This is a genomic window from Gottfriedia sp. NPDC058432 (genome assembly GCF_042721555.1).
Classification (GTDB): Bacteria; Bacillota; Bacilli; order Bacillales; family Bacillaceae_G; genus Gottfriedia.
On sequence record NZ_JBHXLC010000004.1, the window covers coordinates 189,083 to 208,469 of the forward strand.

Consider the following 19,387-nt stretch of genomic DNA (forward strand, 5'->3'; position numbering starts at 1 on the left):
TTGTAAAAGATGAGGAAAATTTCAATCAAGAAAAAACAAAAACATTACGAAAGAAGATAGTTAGAATGAAAAAGTTTAAAGGTTGGATTGTATTTAATGGTCATATTACAGCTACAAAATTTACTGAACTTTTCGAATGGTTACGTGATACATCAATCTCAAAAGGAATAGATGTTACTTTAGTTAAACATTATGAACTAATCCCAGTAATCGAAAAGGGTCAAGCGATTTTAAAAGGGAAATTCGCGAATGAGAAACCTGATTTTGTAATTTTTTGGGACAAGGATGTTCATTTAGCAAGGCATTTAGAAAATATGGGACTAAAATTATATAATTCCGCGAGAACGATTGAAGTCTGTGATGATAAGGCTTTAACTTTTCAGGTGTTATCGAACTACGATATTCCCATGCCAAAAACAATTACGGCTCCGCTGCTTTTCCCTAATTGTGATTTAACAAACTATGATTTTTACGATGGAGTTATACAGGAATTAGGTTTTCCTTTAATTATAAAAGAGTCATTCGGTTCATTTGGTAGACAAGTTTATTTAGTTGAGAATAGAGAAGATTTTTATAAAAAGGTAGATGAACTAAAGCACAAACCTCACATTTATCAAGAGTTTATAGAATCAAGCAGAGGGACTGATATTCGCATCCAAGTAGTAGGTAAACAAGTAGTAACAGCAGTGTTAAGAAAATCAGAATCAGATTTTCGTGCAAATGTTACAAACGGTGGAAAGATGTATAAGTATGAGCCAACAGAAGAGCAAATCAATTTAGCGCTTAAATGTTCTGAAATATTGGGAGCTGATTTTGCAGGAATTGACTTATTGTTCGGCGAAGATGGAAAAACGTTTATATGCGAAGTTAACTCAAACGCACATTTCAAAAATATTTATCTATGTACAGACGTGGATACAACGAAATATATTATTGATTATATTACCTGGGACTTGGAGAAAAACGTATGATTGGTTGGCTAATCTATTCCGATTCAGATGCAGAAAGAAATAGAACGTATATTGACTGGTTAGTAAGCGGAGCATTGGAAAATGGATTTGAGTTAAAGTTATTATATATAGAAGATATTGTAATAGGTATTCGAAGCGGTGTTAATATACTTTGCTATCAAGGTGAAGAGTTAAGTAAACCGGCCTTTGTAATTATGAGGACGATATCACAATTATTATCTTCCCACTTTGAAGAAATGGGAATCAGAACTTTTAATAACCAGGCGATTTCAACAATGGCCAACCATAAGTTTCTAACACACCAGAAGCTTTCTAGTCTAGGAATTCCAATGCTAGACACATTTTATTATCAAAAAAATACAATTACAAAATCTTTAGATACAATCATTTTCCCTTGTGTGCTTAAAAATTGCACAGGAAGAGGCGGAAGTGAAGTATATTTTATAAATAATCAAGAAGAGTTACTGGAGACCGTACAGAACGCAAACTTCGATGAAGTATTAATTCAAAACGTTGCAGAGCAATTAGGTAAGGACTTAAGAGTTTTTATCATCGGTAAAGAAATTGTTGCAGCCGTTTTAAGATATTCAGAAAAAGATTTTCGAGCGAATTTTTCTCTAGGCGGAGGCGCAATACTATACGAACTTTCCAAAAATGAAAAAGAACTCATTCAAAAAATAGTAGATCACTTTGATTTTGACTTCGTTGGAATTGACTTCATGTTTGATGCAAACAACCAACTAATCTTTAATGAAATTGAGGACGTAGTAGGGAGTAGAACACTTTATACAGTATCAAACATAGATATTGTTTCGTTGTATATGGATTATATTAAAAAGCAGATAAATTGTTAGAGATAAAAGGAATTTCTAAACTGTGTATTTCATACGTTCCTTTTTAATAGATTGTTAGTCAGTTAGGGGAAATCTATGAGTAAATCTCAACGTAAGATGCTCGGCGGCTATGGAGACTGGGACGGCAAGGATCCTGAAGTAATGAAAGGCTCAACATCTCTACAACGGAAAACGGGTATCTAAAACTGGAAATCATCGTTTACTTCCTTGTCCAAAAAGAAACTATAAAAAAATAGAATACTAGTGTTTAAGAAATATTCAAATTGTCTACACTGTTCCTAGAGGGATGGTGGAGAGAATGAAAACTAAAAATAAAAATAAAATAACATATAAAATTATTTCTTTATTTATCATATTATTAATTAGTTCATCAGTGTTAATGCCACTTCGAGATACAAACGCTAAAGGTAATGAAATGGTTATAATTCCTAAGAAGGCTGTACGACTAAGAATTCTAGCAAATAGCGATTCTAGTGAAGACCAAGCTCTTAAACGTAAAGTTAGAGATGAAGTTAATGCTCAAATTAATACTTGGGTAAAAGATTTAACTACCTTTGAAGAGGGTCAAAAGGTTATTAAAAGTCATATTCCAGATTTACAAAAAACAGTTGCACGTGTTATTAAAGAAGAAGGCTCAAATCAATCATTTACAATTACTTACTCTAAAAAAGTTAAATTCCCTACAAAGTTATATGGAAGTTTCCTATATCCTGCAGGTGATTACGAAGCAGTTTTAATTAAACTAGGTGCTGGTCAAGGGGCAAACTGGTGGTGCGTATTGTTCCCGCCATTATGCTTCCTAGATTTTTCAAACGGTGATGCAACTTTAAGTAAAGAATCACTACAATCTCAACAAAAGGTTGATCAAGAAACAAAAATCGAAAAAGAACCAAAAATCGAAAAAGAACCAAAGAAAGAATTTAATAAACAAGAAGCATTACGTTTAAGCGATGATGATACTAATACTGCAACAAAACAAAACAATGAATCATCTTTGCAAGATGATAATGAGATCAAGAGCAGTGACGATGCGGTTGTGGCTTCTACTTTATCTAGCGATGAACCAAAAGAAGATATTAAGGTAGAGAGCTTCTTTGTACAAATGTTAAAGCAATTATTTTAGTTCTAGCAATCTCCCTATGTGCATAAAGTATTACAAGCATACTAGGGAGGTTTTTTTATGAAAATACGTTCAGCAGTTCAGGAAGATTTTGAGACAATTTTTTCATTCTTGGGACAAGCAGGATTATCCACAAACGGACTTGAGGAGCAACAAGAATCATTTTTCATAATGGAAGATGAGTTTGGGAAAGCACAAGCTGTAATAGGATATGAGCAAGATGGAGAAGAAGCGTTATTAAGATCACTAGTAGTTGCACCTACCATTTACTCACAGCATATGGTACTCTTTTTACAAAGTGTTCTTGAAAAACTAAAAGAAGAAATGATTAGTAAAGTATATTTATTAACAAGACAGCATGTAGTTCAAGACTTATTCCTTTTACTAGGTTTTGGTCAAGTCGAACAGGAAAATGTTTCGAATAGTATTAAAGAAATGAAGCATTACCAAACTACTATTACGAATGAAGAAGTATTAGTTTATCAAAAAGAACTATACACAAAGTTATCCACAAATTAGCAAGTTTTGTCCACAATTTGTGGATAAAACTTGCTTTTCATTCTTTGGATAATGTCTAAATTTGTAAAATATACACTATTATTCACTCTAGAGAGAGGTGCTACGTATGGAAACGAAAATATGGTATGTGGATAATCCTGTGAATAAAGAAGAAGTTTACCCACAGATTGTGGATGCAGCAAAAAATTTACAGTTAGGACAAGTTGTCGCTTTTCCAACAGAAACTGTTTATGGGTTAGGGGCGAATGCTCTTTCAGATGAAGCTGTTCAACGAATCTTCCAAGCAAAAGGTAGACCAAGTGATAATCCCCTTATTGTACATATTGCCAACAAAGAACAGTTAGATCATCTAGTTGAAGAAATTCCATTAGATGCAAAAAAACTAATGGATGCTTTTTGGCCAGGACCATTAACGTTAATTTTAAAAAGTAAGAAAAATGTTTCAAAATATGTAACGGCAGGGTTATCCACTGTAGGAATAAGAATGCCTGATCATCCAGTTGCTCTAGCATTAATTGAAGCTTGTAATTTGCCAATAGCAGCACCAAGTGCAAATACATCAGGGAAACCTAGTCCAACTTCTGCTAAGCATGTATTTGAAGATCTAAATGGACGAATTGTAGGAATTGTAGATGGTGGTAGTACAGGGGTCGGGGTTGAATCAACAGTTATTGACTGTTCTCAAGCTATTTTTACAATATTAAGACCAGGTAGTATTACGCCAGAAATGATAAAAGAAATAATTCCTACTGTTGAAGTAGATCCAGCAACTATGAAGGAGAACGAAGCACCAAAATCACCTGGTATGAAATATAAACATTATGCACCAGATGCTCAAATGCATCTTGTAAATGGAAGTATTGAGTTTATACACAAACTTATACACAATTCCAAAACAGAAGGAAAAAGAGTAGGGATATTAACAACTGAAGAAAATGCAACGAAATATGATGCAGATGTAATTCTTACATGTGGAAAACGTAGTGACTTATCAACCGTAGCTGCAGCATTATATGATTGCATTCGTAAATTTAATGAAGAACATGTTGATATCATTTATTGTGAAACCTTCCCTTATGAAGGCATTGGAATTGCGATTATGAATCGTCTGTGGAAAGCCTGTGGACATTCAGTTATTCAGGAAAAATAATAGATGCTAAGGTTCGGTCCATTATTATATTCATATTTAGACAAAGCTCATAAAACTTGATTTTCAGACTGATTGCAAGCGTTTGTCAACAGTCTAAAAAATTTTATTAATTTCCCTCATATCATTTATAGGACGTGCATATCTTTTAATAGCAAGTCCTAGGGGGGAAAGCATGAATAGCTCATTAATCAATGAACTAATTACATTAACTATTATGGGATCTGCGCTAGGTTTAGATGCATTCTCAGTTGGATTAGGAATGGGAGTTATACAACTTAAATTTAAACAGATCATCAATATCGGTATTGTAATCGGACTCTTTCATGTAATAATGCCCTTGTTAGGAATGATCATTGGATATGAGTTATCCGAGAATCTGGGACGATTTGCTGTATTACTCGGTGGATTCTTATTAATGGGGATAGGCTTTCACATGATCTACTCAACTTTATTTGGAAAAGAAGAAAATAAATATTCACCGACAGGAGTAGGGTTACTTCTTTTTGCATTTAGTGTAAGTGTGGACAGTTTTTCGGTTGGAATTAGCTTAGGAACATTCGGTGCTAAAACATGGCTAACAATTCTACTATTTGGTATTATCAGTACAATTTTAACCTGGGCTGGATTACTTTTAGGAAGAAGAGTAGAACAGGAACTTGGTAAATTTGGAGAACTATTAGGTGGTTCGTTCTTATTGATTTTTGGAATAAAACTATTATTTTTTTCTTAACAGATACATAAGGTGAATAAGAGCTAAGGATGGAGAAAATTGGAGACAATTGCCCCATCCTTTTATTTTTTAGTAAAATAGATTAAATAAAACGTTCAGATAAATGAGGGTGAGGTATTAAGATGAAAAATATATTATTTGTTTGTACCGGAAATACATGTAGAAGCCCAATGGCAGAAGCGCTATTAAGACATCATGGTAATGAGTTCTATCAGGTCAAGTCTGCTGGAGTATTTGCTATGTCAGGTGACCCTGCTTCTCAAAATGCAATATTGGCACTGAAAAATAAAGGGATAGAAACAAATCATTCCTCGCAGCCAATAAATGAGGATCTATTGGAATGGTCTTCTAAAGTCTTATCAATGACATTGAGCCATAAACAAATGTTAGTTTCTAAGTTTCCTCAGTATAAGGATAGAATATTTACATTTTATGAATATATAAACGGTCAAGCTAAAGATATTTCTGACCCTTATGGAGGGTCATTAACAACTTATGAAAATACTTTGAGCGAATTAGAAGAGTTGGTAAAACAGATTGTACAGAAACCAAACGAATATTAATTTAATCAGTGATTAGATGTTAATTAGATGCCCTAAATCTGAACATAATAGTGTAAGATAGAAATTGAAGTCGATTCAATACGATAGAAAATTAATTCAAAGATATCAATACGGGGGTTATCTAATGAAAGTAGCAATAGCGTCTGATCATGGTGGATTAAATATACGTCAAGAAATCATGAATTTAATGGATGAAATGGGCATTGAATACGAAGATTATGGTTGTGAGTGTGGTACATCTGTAGACTACCCAGATTATGCATTCCCAGTTGCACAAAAAGTTGCAAATGGAGAAGTAGACCGTGGAATATTAATTTGTGGAACAGGAATTGGTATGTCAATTGCCGCAAATAAAGTTGAAGGAATTCGATGTGCTTTAGTGCATGATACTTTTAGTGCGAAAGCAACTCGTGAACATAATGATACGAATATTCTAGCTATGGGGGAACGAGTAATCGGACCTGGTTTAGCAAGAGACATTGCAAAAATATGGTTAACGACTGAGTTTGAAGGCGGTCGACATGAAAATCGAGTAAACAAAATTAAAGACTACGAAAAGAATCACCAATTATAAAACCTAAATGAGAAGCCGTTAATCCAAAACATAATGTGAAGATTATCGGCTTTTTTAATAATGAATAATAGAATGTTAGTCAATTTAAAGAATGATTCTACGAAAGGGGCAAAACAAGTGAATGAAGAATTAAGGTTAGTAGCCGGGCAAATAAAATCATTATTACACGAGCTAAATGATCATGTGAATTTTACAAGTGAGCATGTTTTAGTCATTGGATGTAGCACTAGTGAGGTTAGCGGACAAAGAATTGGAACTTCAGGAACAATCGAAGTAGCGGAAGTCTTATTTAATGAGATTAAGGCTTTTCAAGATGAAACAGGAGTACAATTAGCATTTCAATGCTGTGAACATTTGAACAGGGCATTGGTTGTTCAAAGAAAAACGGCAAAAAGTTTACAATTAGATGAGGTAACTGTGGTACCAGTTCGTACTGCAGGAGGAGCACTTGCCTCATTCGCATATAGACATTTAGATCATGCTGTAATTGTTGAGCACATTAAAGCGGATGCAGGGATTGATATTGGCGATACTTTAATCGGTATGCATTTAAAGCACGTGGCAGTTCCTTTAAGAACAAGTATTAAACATGTTGGACAAGCCCATATTACGGTGGCAAAAACTCGTCCAAAGTTAATTGGTGGAGCACGTGCAGTTTACGCAATAGATGAAGACGTTAAATAATGTGTTTTTTATTATAATAGAATAGTTAAATGTTAGTTATTTGAAAGATATATCTTTCATTTTCAATACAAAACATGGTAAAATAGAAAGGAATTCGGTCGTTTTATCGAATAATATAGTAAATTTATACTAGTAATGTTCGTGTTTTACAAAAAGGGGGATATAACTGTGGAAAATTTAAAAAAGCAAGATCCATCATTGTATGAGGCAATACAGTTAGAGTTAGGTAGACAACGTACTAAAATCGAGTTAATTGCTTCTGAAAACTTTGTAAGCGAAGCAGTAATGGAAGCCCAAGGTTCAGTATTAACAAATAAATATGCTGAAGGATATCCAAGCAAACGATACTATGGCGGTTGTGAATATGTTGATATCACAGAAAACATTGCAAGAGACCGTGCAAAAGAAATTTTCGGAGCAGAACACGTAAATGTTCAACCTCATTCAGGTGCTCAAGCGAATATGGCAGTTTATTTCACTATTTTAAAACATGGTGATACAGTATTAGGTATGAATTTATCACATGGTGGTCATTTAACTCACGGAAGCCCAGTAAACTTCAGTGGGGTACAATATAATTTCGTTGAGTATGGAGTAGATCCAGAAACTCAAGTAATTAACTATGAAGATGTATTAGAAAAGGCTAAAGCGCATAAGCCTAAATTAATTGTAGCTGGTGCAAGTGCTTATCCAAGAGCAATTGACTTTAAAAAATTCAGAGAAATTGCAGATGAAGTTGGAGCTTACTTAATGGTCGATATGGCACATATCGCTGGTTTAGTAGCAACAGGTCTTCATCAAAATCCAGTTCCATTTGCTGATTTTGTTACAACAACTACTCATAAAACATTACGTGGACCACGTGGTGGTATGATTTTATGTAAAGAAGAATTCGCAAAAGCGATTGATAAATCAATCTTCCCTGGAATTCAAGGTGGACCATTAATGCACGTAATTGCAGCTAAAGCTGTAGCATTTGGTGAAGCACTACAAGAAGATTTTAAAAAGTATGCACAAGCGGTCATCGATAACGCTGCTCGTTTAGCAGAAGGCTTAAAATCTAACGGCTTGAATTTAGTATCTGGTGGCACAGATAATCACTTAATTTTAATTGATGTTCGTTCATTAGAGTTAACTGGTAAAGTTGCTGAGCACGTATTAGATGAGGTTGGTATTACATGTAATAAAAATACAATCCCATTTGATCCAGCAAGTCCGTTTGTAACAAGTGGTATCCGTATCGGTACAGCTGCTGTAACTTCAAGAGGGTTTACTTTAGAAGATATGGATGAAATTGCATCAATCATTGCTGATACATTAAAAAATCACGAAAACCAAGAAGTACTAGAAGCATCTCGTAATCGAGTTAATGCTTTATCAAGCAAATACGAATTATATCCTACATTTTAATAAATAAAGTATAAAGTAAGCTATCTTTAGAACTGTATTTTCAATTGCAAATAGCATTGAAGGTGCAATTATACTAAAGATAGCTTTAATTTTTTAAAAGTTTGTGATAAAGTTCACAAAAAGTTCATTTAAACTTGTGGAAAGCTTCACATTATTAATCGGAAATGGATTACAATAACTCATGTAAACAGTAATTAAAAATTTATATAAACGGAGGCAAAAACTTATGTTTATTAATTTTTTAAGAACTAATAAAATTGCATCTGGTTTCTTAACGATTATCCGTCTTTATTTAGGTTATGAGTGGATCCATGCAGGTTGGGGTAAGTTATCAACTAGAGGATTCGATGCTTCAGGATTTTTAGGATTTGCAGTTAAAAGTGCCACAGGTGATCACCCAGCAGTTCAAGGGTGGTGGGCAGACTTTCTAACAAACTTTGCAATACCAAACATCGATTTATTTAATATATTAGTTCCTATTGGAGAATTCGCAATCGGACTTGGACTTATTCTTGGATGTTTTACAAAAACAGCAATGTTCTTTGGTTTAATGATGAACTTCGCATTTATGTTTAGTGGTACAACTAGTACAAATCCACAAATGGTATTATTAGGAATCTTTATAATAATTGCTGGTTCTAATGCAGGACGTATTGGATTAGATCACTATGTTAGCAAGTTTATTAATAGAAAAACTTCTTTCGCTCCAAAAGTACCAGATCATAATTTAAGAAACGCATCTTAACTATGCAACGAAAGAGGGAACCAATAGGTTCTCTCTTTTTGTTTAAGATAAAAACTTCTCTGACTTATATTAATGAGGAAGAGGAGTTTTTTATTCAAAATGGGTCAAAATAGCAATTAGATTAATAAAAAAAGGCAATATTGAAGTTTATATGTAAAAAAGATCTAAATTAATTCTAAGTGATTGTATAATGTGGCTTGAATTATTTAACCGCTTTCGGTATTCTTTTTAAGAATAATAAATTAATAAGTATTTGCAAGGAGCGATAAAAGTGAGTAAAGTATACGTTTTTGATCATCCGTTAATTCAGCATAAAGTTTCTTTAATTCGTAAAAAAGACACTGGAACAAAAGAATTTCGTGCACTAGTTGATGAGGTTGCAGGTTTAATGGCATTCGAAATCACACGCGATCTACCACTACAAGAAGTGGAAATCGAAACACCAGTAGCAATTGCAAAGTCAAAAGTTATTGCTGGTAAAAAATTAGGGATTGTACCAATTTTACGTGCAGGTTTAGGGATGGTTGATGGATTCCTTCAATTAGTTCCTGCAGCTAAAGTTGGACATGTTGGATTATACCGCGATCCTGAGACATTAAAACCGGTTGAATATTACGTTAAACTTCCTACAGATGTTGAAGAGCGTGACTTCATTGTGATTGATCCAATGCTTGCGACAGGTGGATCAGCGGTTGAAGCAATCAACTCTTTAAAAACACGCGGTGCTAAAAACATTAAGTTTATGTGCTTAATTGCAGCTCCAGAAGGTGTTGAAGTTTTACAAAAAGCACACCCAGATGTGGACATTTACATTGCTGCCCTTGATGAAAAATTAAACGATCATGGTTATATTGTACCTGGTCTTGGCGACGCTGGAGATCGTTTATTTGGTACAAAGTAATTACATTTTTAAAGCTTTCCTAGCATAGGAGAGCTTTTTTCACATTAAGAAAGTATAAATTGGCAGCTAGGTAGCTTACTCGACGTAGTCGCTAATTTTAGGAATTAAGTATAAGTGCAACTACGCCTCTGCCTTTGTTTAAGGCTGGTCAGTCGACGAGTTTTCTTTAAATTAAAAGGGGTACAATAATTAAAAATTTGAACGTGAAATAAGGATGGGTAAGTTAAAGGGGATTAGGGAATGTCACTCGAAAAACAAAGGTTAATAATAGATGCTGCAAGACTATATTATGATTCTGACTTTAGTCAACAAGAGATCGCGACACAATTAGGAATCTCTCGTCCAACTGTATCAAGATTACTCCAACAAGCAAAGGAATTGGGATATGTACGCATTGAAATTATTGACCCCCTTGAAGGCAATCAAGATTTAGCCCGAGAGTTAAAGAAGAAATATAATTTACAATCTGTTGAAGTTTGCTATTCACCAATTGATGACTACAATGAAGTTTTGCAAACAATCACTAAAAAAGCTGCAGATGTATTAGTAGATTTAGTCCATGATGGTGACGTTGTTGGAGTAACTTGGGGAACTACGATGTATCATATTGCAACAAAGTTAAGTAATAAACAAGTAAAGGGTGTAGAAGTAATTCAGCTGAACGGTGGAGTAAGTTACTCTAAAACGAATACATATGCATCTGAAACGGTAAATTTGTTTGCTGAAGCATTTAACACCGTTCCAAGATATTTACCACTACCAGTTATATTTGATAATCCACAAGTAAAACAAATGGTTGAAGAAGATCGCCATATTGGTCGATTAATTGATTTGGGAAAACAATCAAACGTAGCAATTTTCACTGTAGGAACTGTTAAAAAGGATGCCTTGTTATTTAAAGTTGGCTACTTAAACGAGAAGGAAGAGACGGATTTACAAACATTCGCTGTAGGAGACATTTGCTCTCGCTTTTTTGATAAAGACGGAAATATTTATTCTGAACTCCTTGATCGACGAACGATTGGAATTGAGTTAGATGAGCTAAGAAGTAAAGAAAAATCTATTTTAGTCGCGGGTGGAGAAAGGAAAATAAATGCTATTCACGGTGCTTTAATGGGTAAATATGCAAGCATATTAATAACCGATCAATTTACTGCAAAAAGATTGTTAGAGCAAGGATAGGAAAGGAAGAGGTAAAGCTATTCCTTCCCTTTGTCATGTTCTCTATTAGACAAATTTTAAAAAGAGGGTGTCTTAAGAGTGGATATCCCCAAAATTAGATATTTTTACATTTAAAAAGGAGGCGTCTTTTTTGTCAGGTAACCTGACTTTGGAGACAGCCCCTTTTCTATATATATAAAAGGTAAAATTATCCTTGAACATAAGTTCAATTTGTATTTTACAAAATTTCATAGCGATGTTATAGTAAAGACATATTCAAAGTAACTTAGTAAATAAACATTTTTTATAATAAAACCAATAAGGGAGCGACTATATATGAATTACGCAAGTTTAGTAGATCACACATTATTACGAGCTGACGCAAAAAGAGAGGAAATTGCAAAATTAGCTGAAGAAGCAAAAGAATTTAGCTTTGCATCAGTATGTATTAATCCTACTTGGGTTTCTTATGCAAGTGAATTATTAAAGGATTCTTCTGTAAAGGTTTGTACGGTAATTGGTTTCCCTCTAGGAGCAAACACTCCAGAAGTAAAAGCATTCGAAACTACAAACGCAATTGAAAATGGTGCGGAAGAAGTTGATATGGTTATCAATATTTCTGCATTGAAAGAAAAAAATGACGAATTAGTTGAAAGAGATGTACGTGCAGTTGTTGAAGCTGCTAAAGGTAAAGCTTTAGTAAAAGTAATTATTGAGACTTGTCTTTTAACTGACGAAGAAAAAGTTAGAGCATGTGAATTATCAGTTAAAGCTGGCGCTGACTTTGTAAAAACATCAACAGGATTTTCAACTGGTGGAGCAACAGTAGAAGACGTTGCATTAATGCGTAAAACTGTTGGAGAAAACGTAGGCGTTAAGGCTTCTGGCGGTGTTCGTAGCTTAAAAGACGTAGAAAATGTAGTAGCTGCTGGTGCAAACCGTATCGGAACAAGTTCAGGTGTTAAGCTTGTTCAAGGTGAAGAAGCAAACACAGCTTATTAATTTCAAAATAATTTTAAAATAAAAAAAAGTGAGTGAGTTATTGCTCTTTAGCTCTTACGTTGGTAATATGGTAAAGCGAAGACAAAACTCACACACTTTAATTAAGAATTACCTAACAATTCGTTAAAGGGTGATAAATATGAATACACAATCATTAATCAATGAAGCTTTAAAAGTTCGTGAAAACGCATACGTTCCTTACTCGAAGTTTAAAGTAGGTGCAGCAATTTTATTGAATAACCAAACGGTCTACACAGGTTGTAACGTAGAAAATGCTTCTTATGGACTAACAAATTGTGCAGAAAGAACTGCTATATTTAGTGCGGTCGCTGCGGGTAACGGTTCAGCAAAAATCGAATCAATTGCAATAGTAGGAGACACTGAAGGTCCAATTTCACCATGTGGTGCATGTAGACAAGTAATCGCAGAATTTAGTGATGAAAATACAAAAGTATACTTAACTAACTTAAAAGGTGACATCACTGAAACAACTGTTAAGGAATTACTTCCTGGATCATTTAGTTCAAAAGATTTACAAGGTTAATCCTTGTCTGACATCTAACTTCTAAATGATGTCTGACATCCAACAAATAAAAAAGTTGTGTTCGTTTTGAAAGCGCTTAGATTAATTAAAAACAAATTTATTGGATTTTCGGGGGAGAAACATGAAATATATTATAGCTCTTGTTGGATTACTAGTTGTTTTCGGTCTAGCATTCATCGCTAGTAGTGATCGTAAAAAAATTAAATATCGTCCAGTTGTTATCATGGTCGTTGTTCAAATCATTTTAGCGTTCTTATTATTAAATACAGAAGTAGGTTTAATTTTAATTAAAGGAATTTCTAACGGATTTGGAAAGTTATTAGAATACGCTGGTGAAGGTGTTAATTTCGTATTTGGTGGTATGGCAAATGAAGGTGCTTTCCCATTCTTCACAGGAGTATTATTACCAATCGTATTTATTTCTGCATTAATTGGTATTTTACAATTCACAAAGATTTTACCGTTTTTTATTAAATACATTGGTTTAATTTTAAGCAAAATCAATGGTATGGGTAAATTAGAGTCTTATAATGCAGTAGCATCTGCAATTTTAGGACAATCTGAAGTATTTATTTCAGTAAAAAAACAATTAGGTCATTTACCAAAAAATCGTTTATATACTCTTTGTGCATCAGCAATGTCAACAGTATCTATGTCAATCGTAGGTGCATATATGACGATGGTTGAACCAAAATATGTAGTAACGGCAATTGTATTAAACTTATTTGGTGGATTTATTATTTCTTCAATTATTAATCCTTACACTGTTACACCTGAAGAAGATATCTTAACGATACAAGAAGAAGAAAAACAAACATTCTTCGAGATGCTTGGTGAGTATATTTTAGATGGTTTCAAAGTAGCAATCATCGTTGCAGCAATGTTAATCGGTTTTGTTGCATTAATTGGTGCAATTAATAATATTTTTGATATGATTTTTGGAATCTCATTCCAAGGGATTTTAGGTTATGTTTTTGCTCCATTCGCATTCATTATGGGTGTACCATTTAAAGAAGCGGTTGATGCAGGTAGTATTATGGCAACAAAACTTGTTTCAAATGAGTTCGTTGCAATGATGGATCTAGCAAAACATGGTAAAGAGTTCTCAACTCGTACATTAGGAATTGTGTCAGTATTCCTTGTGTCATTTGCTAACTTCTCATCAATTGGTATTATTGCAGGTGCAGTTAAAGGTTTACATGAAAAGCAAGGTAATGTTGTAGCCCGTTTCGGTTTAAAATTATTATTTGGTGCAACATTAGTAAGTGTTTTAACGGCAATTATCGTAGGTATCGTTTTAAAATAATTTAATCCAAGCGTTTGACTTAGATCAGGCGCTTGTATTTTTTTTTCTAATCTTAAAGTAGGAGGGTTGAGTTAAAAAGTGAATTTCTAACAATTTTCTTTTTAACAAGTCACTATGGGATCTGTAGGTTTACTTTTATCTGGCGCAACTCTGTTTTTAAATAGTCTTGTTTTATTAAATAAAGCGAATGCTAAAAGTGCAGCTTTATTAAACTTATTTGTTGGTACATTACAAATCGTTTTTCCTTTCTATTTATTAATGCATTTAGGTGCTGGTAAATGGGAATTATTTAATACCGCAAGCATTTTCTTTTTTGGTATTACTTATTTATATAATGGATTTACAAATCTTAAAGGTTTTAATGGAACTGGCTTAGGTTGGTTCTCACTTTGGGTATCAATCATGTCTGTACTTTGGGCTTTCGTGAACTTCGCTATTATTCATGATGTTGTGAACGGACTATTATGGGTTATGTGGGCATATTTATGGTATCTATTCTTTGCTGGCCTAGTATTAGGTAAGAAAATAGAACGATACACAGGAATCGTTGCAATGATACAATCTTGGACTACAATTACTCTTCCTGCATTTTTTATGCTTTTAGGGATTTGGCAGGAGACAGTCATTTCAAATGCATGGATCGTAGTTTTAGGAGCTTCGATTTTGTATTTTGTCATACACGAGGTTAAGGCGTATGTTACAAATAAAAGATTCCAGTTGTTTAACCAACCTGAATTAAAAAATTAATGATAATACAAAAAGACTAACTTTTTAGGGAAGCTTAATGCTTTACCTAGAGTTAGTCTTTTTTTATTTTGAAAACTTTGTAGGTTCTAGAGAAAATTACCTTTTTATACATGAATGAACGATTAGTGAGAAAGCTAAAAAGAAAATATCTTATATAAAGGAGAACCTGCATTGAATGAAAAATTACTTTCTTAAAATAATTATTTGTTTAGTTTTTTTACTAGTTCCATTTAAAGATGTTTATGTAAATGCACATGAACAACAAAAACAAGTAGCTTTAATTTCGGTTAAAGATGGAATGATTACACAGGCGATAAAATATATTGCTGAACGTTTCCCTAATGTAACCGTAAGACAACAATACACTGAGACGTACTATGGTTTTTCTGTATCGGGTTCTCTTGAAGAGTTATCACAGTTAGCTAAAATGCCGTTAGTAAAGGATATGCACTTTGTTACAACTTATAGAGCTCATTTAGAAGATAGCATCCCTTTTATTGGAGCGGACGAAGCTCAATTATATAAGGATCAAAGGGGGAGAAAGATTACTGGTGAAGGCGTAAAGGTAGGAGTAATCGATACTGGTGTAGATTACAGGCATCCTGATTTGAAATCAAATTATGGTGGCGGTTACGATACGATTGATTTAGATAAAGATCCAATGGAGACTAAGCTTGAAGAAAAAAGTACATTCCATGGTACCCATGTAGCTGGTGTAATAGCGGCAAATGGAAAAAGAAAAGGCGTTGCCCCTAAAGCTACAATCTATGCATACCGTGCTCTTGGACCTGGTGGCGTTGGTACATCTGAAACTGTTATGGCTGCAATTGAGCGAGCAGTGAAGGATAAAGTAGATATTATAAATTTATCGCTAGGAAATGATGTGAATGGGCCGGACTGGCCGACAAGTATTGCCTTAGATAAGGCAGTAGAGAAGGGTGTACTTGCGATTACGGCTGCTGGAAACTCTGGACCAGGACTATGGACTGTTGGTTCTCCCGCTACTGCATCAAAGGCTTTAACAGTTGGTGCGAGTTATCCACCTGTTCTTTTCCCATCTATACACGTGAAAAATAAAGAGACAATTATTAGTCCTATGATTGGATCTGCTAAATGGGGTAAAGGTTTAAATGGGCGATTTGTATTTAAGAAATATGGTGAAAAGCGTGATTTAAAAAGGGTAAAAGACAAAATTGTCTTGCTTGAAAGAGGAAAAATCACATTCACTGATAAAGTAAAAAATGCTCAAGATGCTGGTGCAAAGGCGGTTATTGTCTTTAATAATATTGATGGAAATTTCATCGGACAAATTAAAGGGAAATTTACTGTTCCAGCTGCGACTATTTCAAGAAAAGAAGGCTTATTGATTAAGAAAATCATTGAAAAAAGTAAAGTGGAAGCTAAGACTGGACATGAAAAGAAAGTTGATATTCTTGCAGATTTCAGCTCTAGAGGGCCGGTAACAGGTACTTGGCAAATGAAACCGGATTTATTAGCTCCAGGTGTACAAATAAAAAGTACAATTCCGGGTGGGTATTTAGCGCTTCAAGGAACGAGTATGGCAAGTCCACATGTTGCTGGAGCAGCAGCTCTAGTAAGACAACTGCACCCAGATTGGAGTATGGATGATTTAAAAAGTGTGCTAGTCAATACAGCAACACCATTATATAAGAATAATAAAAAGATGTATCATGCGTACGAACAAGGAGCTGGAAGATTAGATATTGAAAAGGCACTTGAGACTGAGACAACATTATTTCCAACGTCTTTATCTTTAGGAGTAACTAGAAAAAAAGATTTACAAATTAAGAAAGATTTTGTCGTAAGAATATCTAATAAATCAAATATGCCAAAACAAGTTACAGCAATAAATAATCAGCCAGCCACTGGAATACAATGGGTATTACCTAAGCCTTTTACAATTCCAGCGAACACTAGCAAAAAGATTAGCCTTACTGCAACAGTAGATACGAAAGTATTAAGAGATGGATTTTATGATGGGGCAATTACGTTCAGTACAAATGATGATGAAAATCTAAGAATGCCGTTTTTATTACTACAAGGAGAACCGAACTTTCCTTCAGTAATGGGATTCCACTTTGGAAGAGTAAAAGGTAAAAACCGCTATAAATATGAACTCTATTTACCAAGTAAGGTTGAGGAATACAAAATCGCAGTTTTTGAATCAGAAACATTCCGTTTGTTAGGTGTGATTGATGAACAGGAAAATAGTAAAAGGGGGATTATCAAGAAAGAATTAGTTTTAAAAGACTTTCCTAAAAGCGGAATTTATAAGTTTGTGATTTTTTATAAACGTAAACAATATGAAAGTGCAACGGAATCTTACGTAAATGTCGCAAAAATTTATGTAGAAGACTAAAAATTGGTAAGTATTTTTTAATAGTTTTTTAATTTAGGTAATTGACACTTTTTTGTAACATATTGTATGCTTAACATGAATGTTTAAAAGGGTTTTCAATGTATGTAAATACTATGTTGTTAAAATTTTTTGAACGTTTTGTGAACAATTTGTGAACGTTTTCAATGTTTAGAGATTTTAGGAAACAATTGTTGTAGAATAAACCATGATAAGACTTTTGGCAATTTTTTGAGAATGAAAATTGACATGGAGGGATTTTGTATGAAAAAAAACAATCAACATCCTCTTAAAGCAATGACACTCATGTCTTCCATTCTAGCTCAACTTGTCGGTTCTATTCTTATAGGCATCTTTCTAGGAAGATGGATTGATTCATTTTTTAATTGGCCAGTACCAGTATTTATGATCATCTTTTTACTGTTAGGATTATTTACTGGAATCTATGGCACGCTTAAATTAGTTAAGCAATTTACTCCAGGGGACTAGTTACATGCAAAAAGATCAATTTAGACGATTTATACGAGATATGTTGTACATTATTGCTTTAGCTGTTTTAGGTTGGGCATTTACCGACTATAAAACAATATTCACAGGTTATATTCTCGGAACCGTAACTAGCTTTTATTGTATATGGATTCTACACAGAAAGATAAATACCTTCTTTGACCGAGTTTTAAAGCAACAAAAAGTTCGATCTTTAGGTACTGTAATTTGTCTTTCAGCGGTGGCTCTAGCTATGGTCATCGCGCTTCGGTATGAAAATTTTGTGAGCATACCGGCACTAACTGCGGGACTAATGACAGGACATCTTGTCATTATGATACATTTTGCAATACATCAAACGTCTTTTGCAAGGAAGAGAGGTGAATAAATTGGAACACGGCACTTATGGTTTTAAATTTATTGGTTTAGATTTTACGTTAACAAATGTTCTAATGACAACCATTGCTGCATTAATCGTCTTTATCATCGCAGTTACATGCGCTAGAAGTCTACAAATACGTCCGTCAGGAAAGCAAAACTTTATTGAGTGGATTATAGACTTCGTTAAAGGCCTTATCAACAGTACAATGGATTGGGAAACTGGTGGTCGCTTCCTTACACTAGGTGTGACATTACTTATGTACATATTTGTTTCAAATATGTTAGGTCTACCATTCGATATCTCATTCGATGGAAACTCAGTTTGGAAATCACCTACATCAGACCCAGTCATTACTTTATCATTAGCAATCTTTATAGTTGGTTTATCACATTATTATGGTATCAAAATGAGAGGCTTTAAGGCTTATGGAAAAGGATTTTTCCAGCCGATGGGATTCTTATTTCCATTAAAAATTATTGAGGAATTAGCAAACACATTAACGCTAGGTCTTCGACTTTACGGTAACATATATGCAGGGGAAGTATTATTAGGTTTACTTGCAACAATGGGTACACATGCATATGCGACAAGCGTAGGGGCAGGTGTGATTTGGACAATCGCGGCAGCAATACCGATGATTGTTTGGCAAGGATTCTCTATATTCGTTGGTTCAATCCAAGCGTTTATCTTCGTAATGTTAACAATGGTTTACTTGTCACATAAAGTGGCGGACGAGCATTAATCTGCTCATTAAATTTGGTAGTTAGATAAAAATTATAAAAAAAAATATATTTCTTATGATTAAGAAGGAGGAAATTTAAAATGGCTTTAATAGCAGCGGCAATCGCAATAGGTTTAGGTGCACTAGGTGCAGGTATTGGTAACGGTTTAATTGTATCACGTACAGTAGAAGGTGTTGCTCGTCAACCAGAATTACGTTCAACTCTACAAGCTTTAATGTTCATCGGGGTTGCTTTAGTTGAGGCACTTCCAATCATCGCAGTAGTTATCGCATTCATGGCATTTGGTAAAGCATAAGATAATACAAATTATTAAAAAATGGCGAAGTTTGTGTTCACATTTACTTCGCCATTCCTTTATGACACTTTGTTTTGAAGGATTCCTTTTGAAAGTTAAGTCCAAGTCGGTAAGAGATTAGGG

At 34.0% G+C, this 19,387-nt stretch carries 22 protein-coding genes; all 22 read left to right on the top strand.

The features are described from left to right. Positions 1-65: 65 nt before the first annotated feature. Positions 66-971 carry an ATP-grasp domain-containing protein gene (locus ACFWM3_RS06630; RefSeq protein WP_390310801.1) on the top strand — a complete coding sequence of 302 codons (906 nt, stop codon included), beginning with the start codon at positions 66-68 and terminating at the stop codon, positions 969-971. After that, positions 968-1,825, top strand: a complete 858-nt coding sequence (locus ACFWM3_RS06635; protein ID WP_390310802.1) for an ATP-grasp domain-containing protein — start codon at positions 968-970, stop codon at positions 1,823-1,825. Before ACFWM3_RS06630 ends, ACFWM3_RS06635 begins: the two co-directional genes overlap by 4 nt. A 379-nt stretch (positions 1,826-2,204) precedes the next feature. Beyond that, entirely contained in the window at positions 2,205-2,948 is a 744-nt protein-coding gene (gene spoIIR / locus ACFWM3_RS06640; protein WP_483867258.1) for a stage II sporulation protein R, read from the top strand. Between the two features lie 57 nt (positions 2,949-3,005). After that, the gene (locus tag ACFWM3_RS06645; protein ID WP_056469258.1) at positions 3,006-3,464 is read left to right on the top strand and encodes a GNAT family N-acetyltransferase; all 459 of its coding nucleotides are present in this window, start codon (positions 3,006-3,008) and stop codon (positions 3,462-3,464) included. 106 nt (positions 3,465-3,570) lie between these two features. Beyond that, positions 3,571-4,614, top strand: coding sequence for an L-threonylcarbamoyladenylate synthase (locus ACFWM3_RS06650; protein WP_056469260.1), 1,044 nt, complete (start codon positions 3,571-3,573; stop codon positions 4,612-4,614). 172 nt (positions 4,615-4,786) lie between these two features. Further along, the gene (locus tag ACFWM3_RS06655; RefSeq protein ID WP_056469263.1) at positions 4,787-5,344 is read left to right on the top strand and encodes a manganese efflux pump MntP; all 558 of its coding nucleotides are present in this window, start codon (positions 4,787-4,789) and stop codon (positions 5,342-5,344) included. A 122-nt stretch (positions 5,345-5,466) separates the two neighbouring features. After that, the gene (locus tag ACFWM3_RS06660; RefSeq protein WP_390310804.1) at positions 5,467-5,907 is read left to right on the top strand and encodes a low molecular weight protein arginine phosphatase; all 441 of its coding nucleotides are present in this window, start codon (positions 5,467-5,469) and stop codon (positions 5,905-5,907) included. Positions 5,908-6,031: 124 nt separating this feature from the next. Next, positions 6,032-6,481 carry a ribose 5-phosphate isomerase B gene (rpiB, locus tag ACFWM3_RS06665; protein WP_025568584.1) on the top strand — a complete coding sequence of 150 codons (450 nt, stop codon included), beginning with the start codon at positions 6,032-6,034 and terminating at the stop codon, positions 6,479-6,481. A gap of 72 nt (positions 6,482-6,553) precedes the next feature. Further along, entirely contained in the window at positions 6,554-7,165 is a 612-nt protein-coding gene (locus ACFWM3_RS06670; protein WP_390310805.1) for a TIGR01440 family protein, read from the top strand. A gap of 168 nt (positions 7,166-7,333) precedes the next feature. Continuing rightward, complete coding sequence (gene glyA / locus ACFWM3_RS06675) at positions 7,334-8,575, top strand: serine hydroxymethyltransferase (RefSeq protein ID WP_056469271.1); 1,242 nt, start codon at positions 7,334-7,336, stop codon at positions 8,573-8,575. A gap of 226 nt (positions 8,576-8,801) precedes the next feature. Then, positions 8,802-9,320 carry a DoxX family protein gene (locus tag ACFWM3_RS06680; protein WP_390310806.1) on the top strand — a complete coding sequence of 173 codons (519 nt, stop codon included), beginning with the start codon at positions 8,802-8,804 and terminating at the stop codon, positions 9,318-9,320. A 271-nt stretch (positions 9,321-9,591) separates the two neighbouring features. Next, positions 9,592-10,221, top strand: a complete 630-nt coding sequence (gene upp / locus ACFWM3_RS06685) for a uracil phosphoribosyltransferase (RefSeq protein WP_025568588.1) — start codon at positions 9,592-9,594, stop codon at positions 10,219-10,221. Between the two features lie 240 nt (positions 10,222-10,461). Continuing rightward, positions 10,462-11,403 carry a DNA-binding transcriptional repressor DeoR gene (locus ACFWM3_RS06690; protein ID WP_390310807.1) on the top strand — a complete coding sequence of 314 codons (942 nt, stop codon included), beginning with the start codon at positions 10,462-10,464 and terminating at the stop codon, positions 11,401-11,403. A gap of 315 nt (positions 11,404-11,718) precedes the next feature. Then, a complete protein-coding gene (deoC, locus tag ACFWM3_RS06695) occupies positions 11,719-12,384 on the top strand; it encodes a deoxyribose-phosphate aldolase (RefSeq protein WP_335473517.1) in 666 nt (221 codons plus the stop codon). A 139-nt stretch (positions 12,385-12,523) separates the two neighbouring features. Continuing rightward, positions 12,524-12,928, top strand: a complete 405-nt coding sequence (locus tag ACFWM3_RS06700) for a cytidine deaminase (protein WP_056469282.1) — start codon at positions 12,524-12,526, stop codon at positions 12,926-12,928. Positions 12,929-13,049: 121 nt separating this feature from the next. Continuing rightward, positions 13,050-14,234: a NupC/NupG family nucleoside CNT transporter gene (locus tag ACFWM3_RS06705; RefSeq protein WP_056469285.1), complete on the top strand. Its 1,185-nt coding sequence runs from the start codon at positions 13,050-13,052 to the stop codon at positions 14,232-14,234. Between the two features lie 114 nt (positions 14,235-14,348). Continuing rightward, a complete protein-coding gene (locus tag ACFWM3_RS06710) occupies positions 14,349-14,981 on the top strand; it encodes an AmiS/UreI family transporter (protein WP_335473515.1) in 633 nt (210 codons plus the stop codon). Between the two features lie 175 nt (positions 14,982-15,156). Then, a complete protein-coding gene (locus ACFWM3_RS06715; protein WP_390310808.1) occupies positions 15,157-17,361 on the top strand; it encodes a S8 family serine peptidase in 2,205 nt (734 codons plus the stop codon). A 261-nt stretch (positions 17,362-17,622) separates the two neighbouring features. Then, positions 17,623-17,847 (top strand): AtpZ/AtpI family protein, encoded by a 225-nt coding sequence (locus ACFWM3_RS06720; protein ID WP_390310809.1) that lies wholly within the window; start codon positions 17,623-17,625, stop codon positions 17,845-17,847. 4 nt (positions 17,848-17,851) lie between these two features. Beyond that, positions 17,852-18,232, top strand: coding sequence for an ATP synthase subunit I (locus ACFWM3_RS06725; RefSeq protein WP_390310810.1), 381 nt, complete (start codon positions 17,852-17,854; stop codon positions 18,230-18,232). A 64-nt stretch (positions 18,233-18,296) separates the two neighbouring features. Further along, positions 18,297-18,968, top strand: coding sequence for a F0F1 ATP synthase subunit A (gene atpB / locus ACFWM3_RS06730; protein WP_390310841.1), 672 nt, complete (start codon positions 18,297-18,299; stop codon positions 18,966-18,968). 80 nt (positions 18,969-19,048) lie between these two features. Then, a complete protein-coding gene (gene atpE, locus ACFWM3_RS06735; RefSeq protein WP_098118931.1) occupies positions 19,049-19,264 on the top strand; it encodes a F0F1 ATP synthase subunit C in 216 nt (71 codons plus the stop codon). The last annotated feature ends 123 nt before the right edge of the window (positions 19,265-19,387 follow it).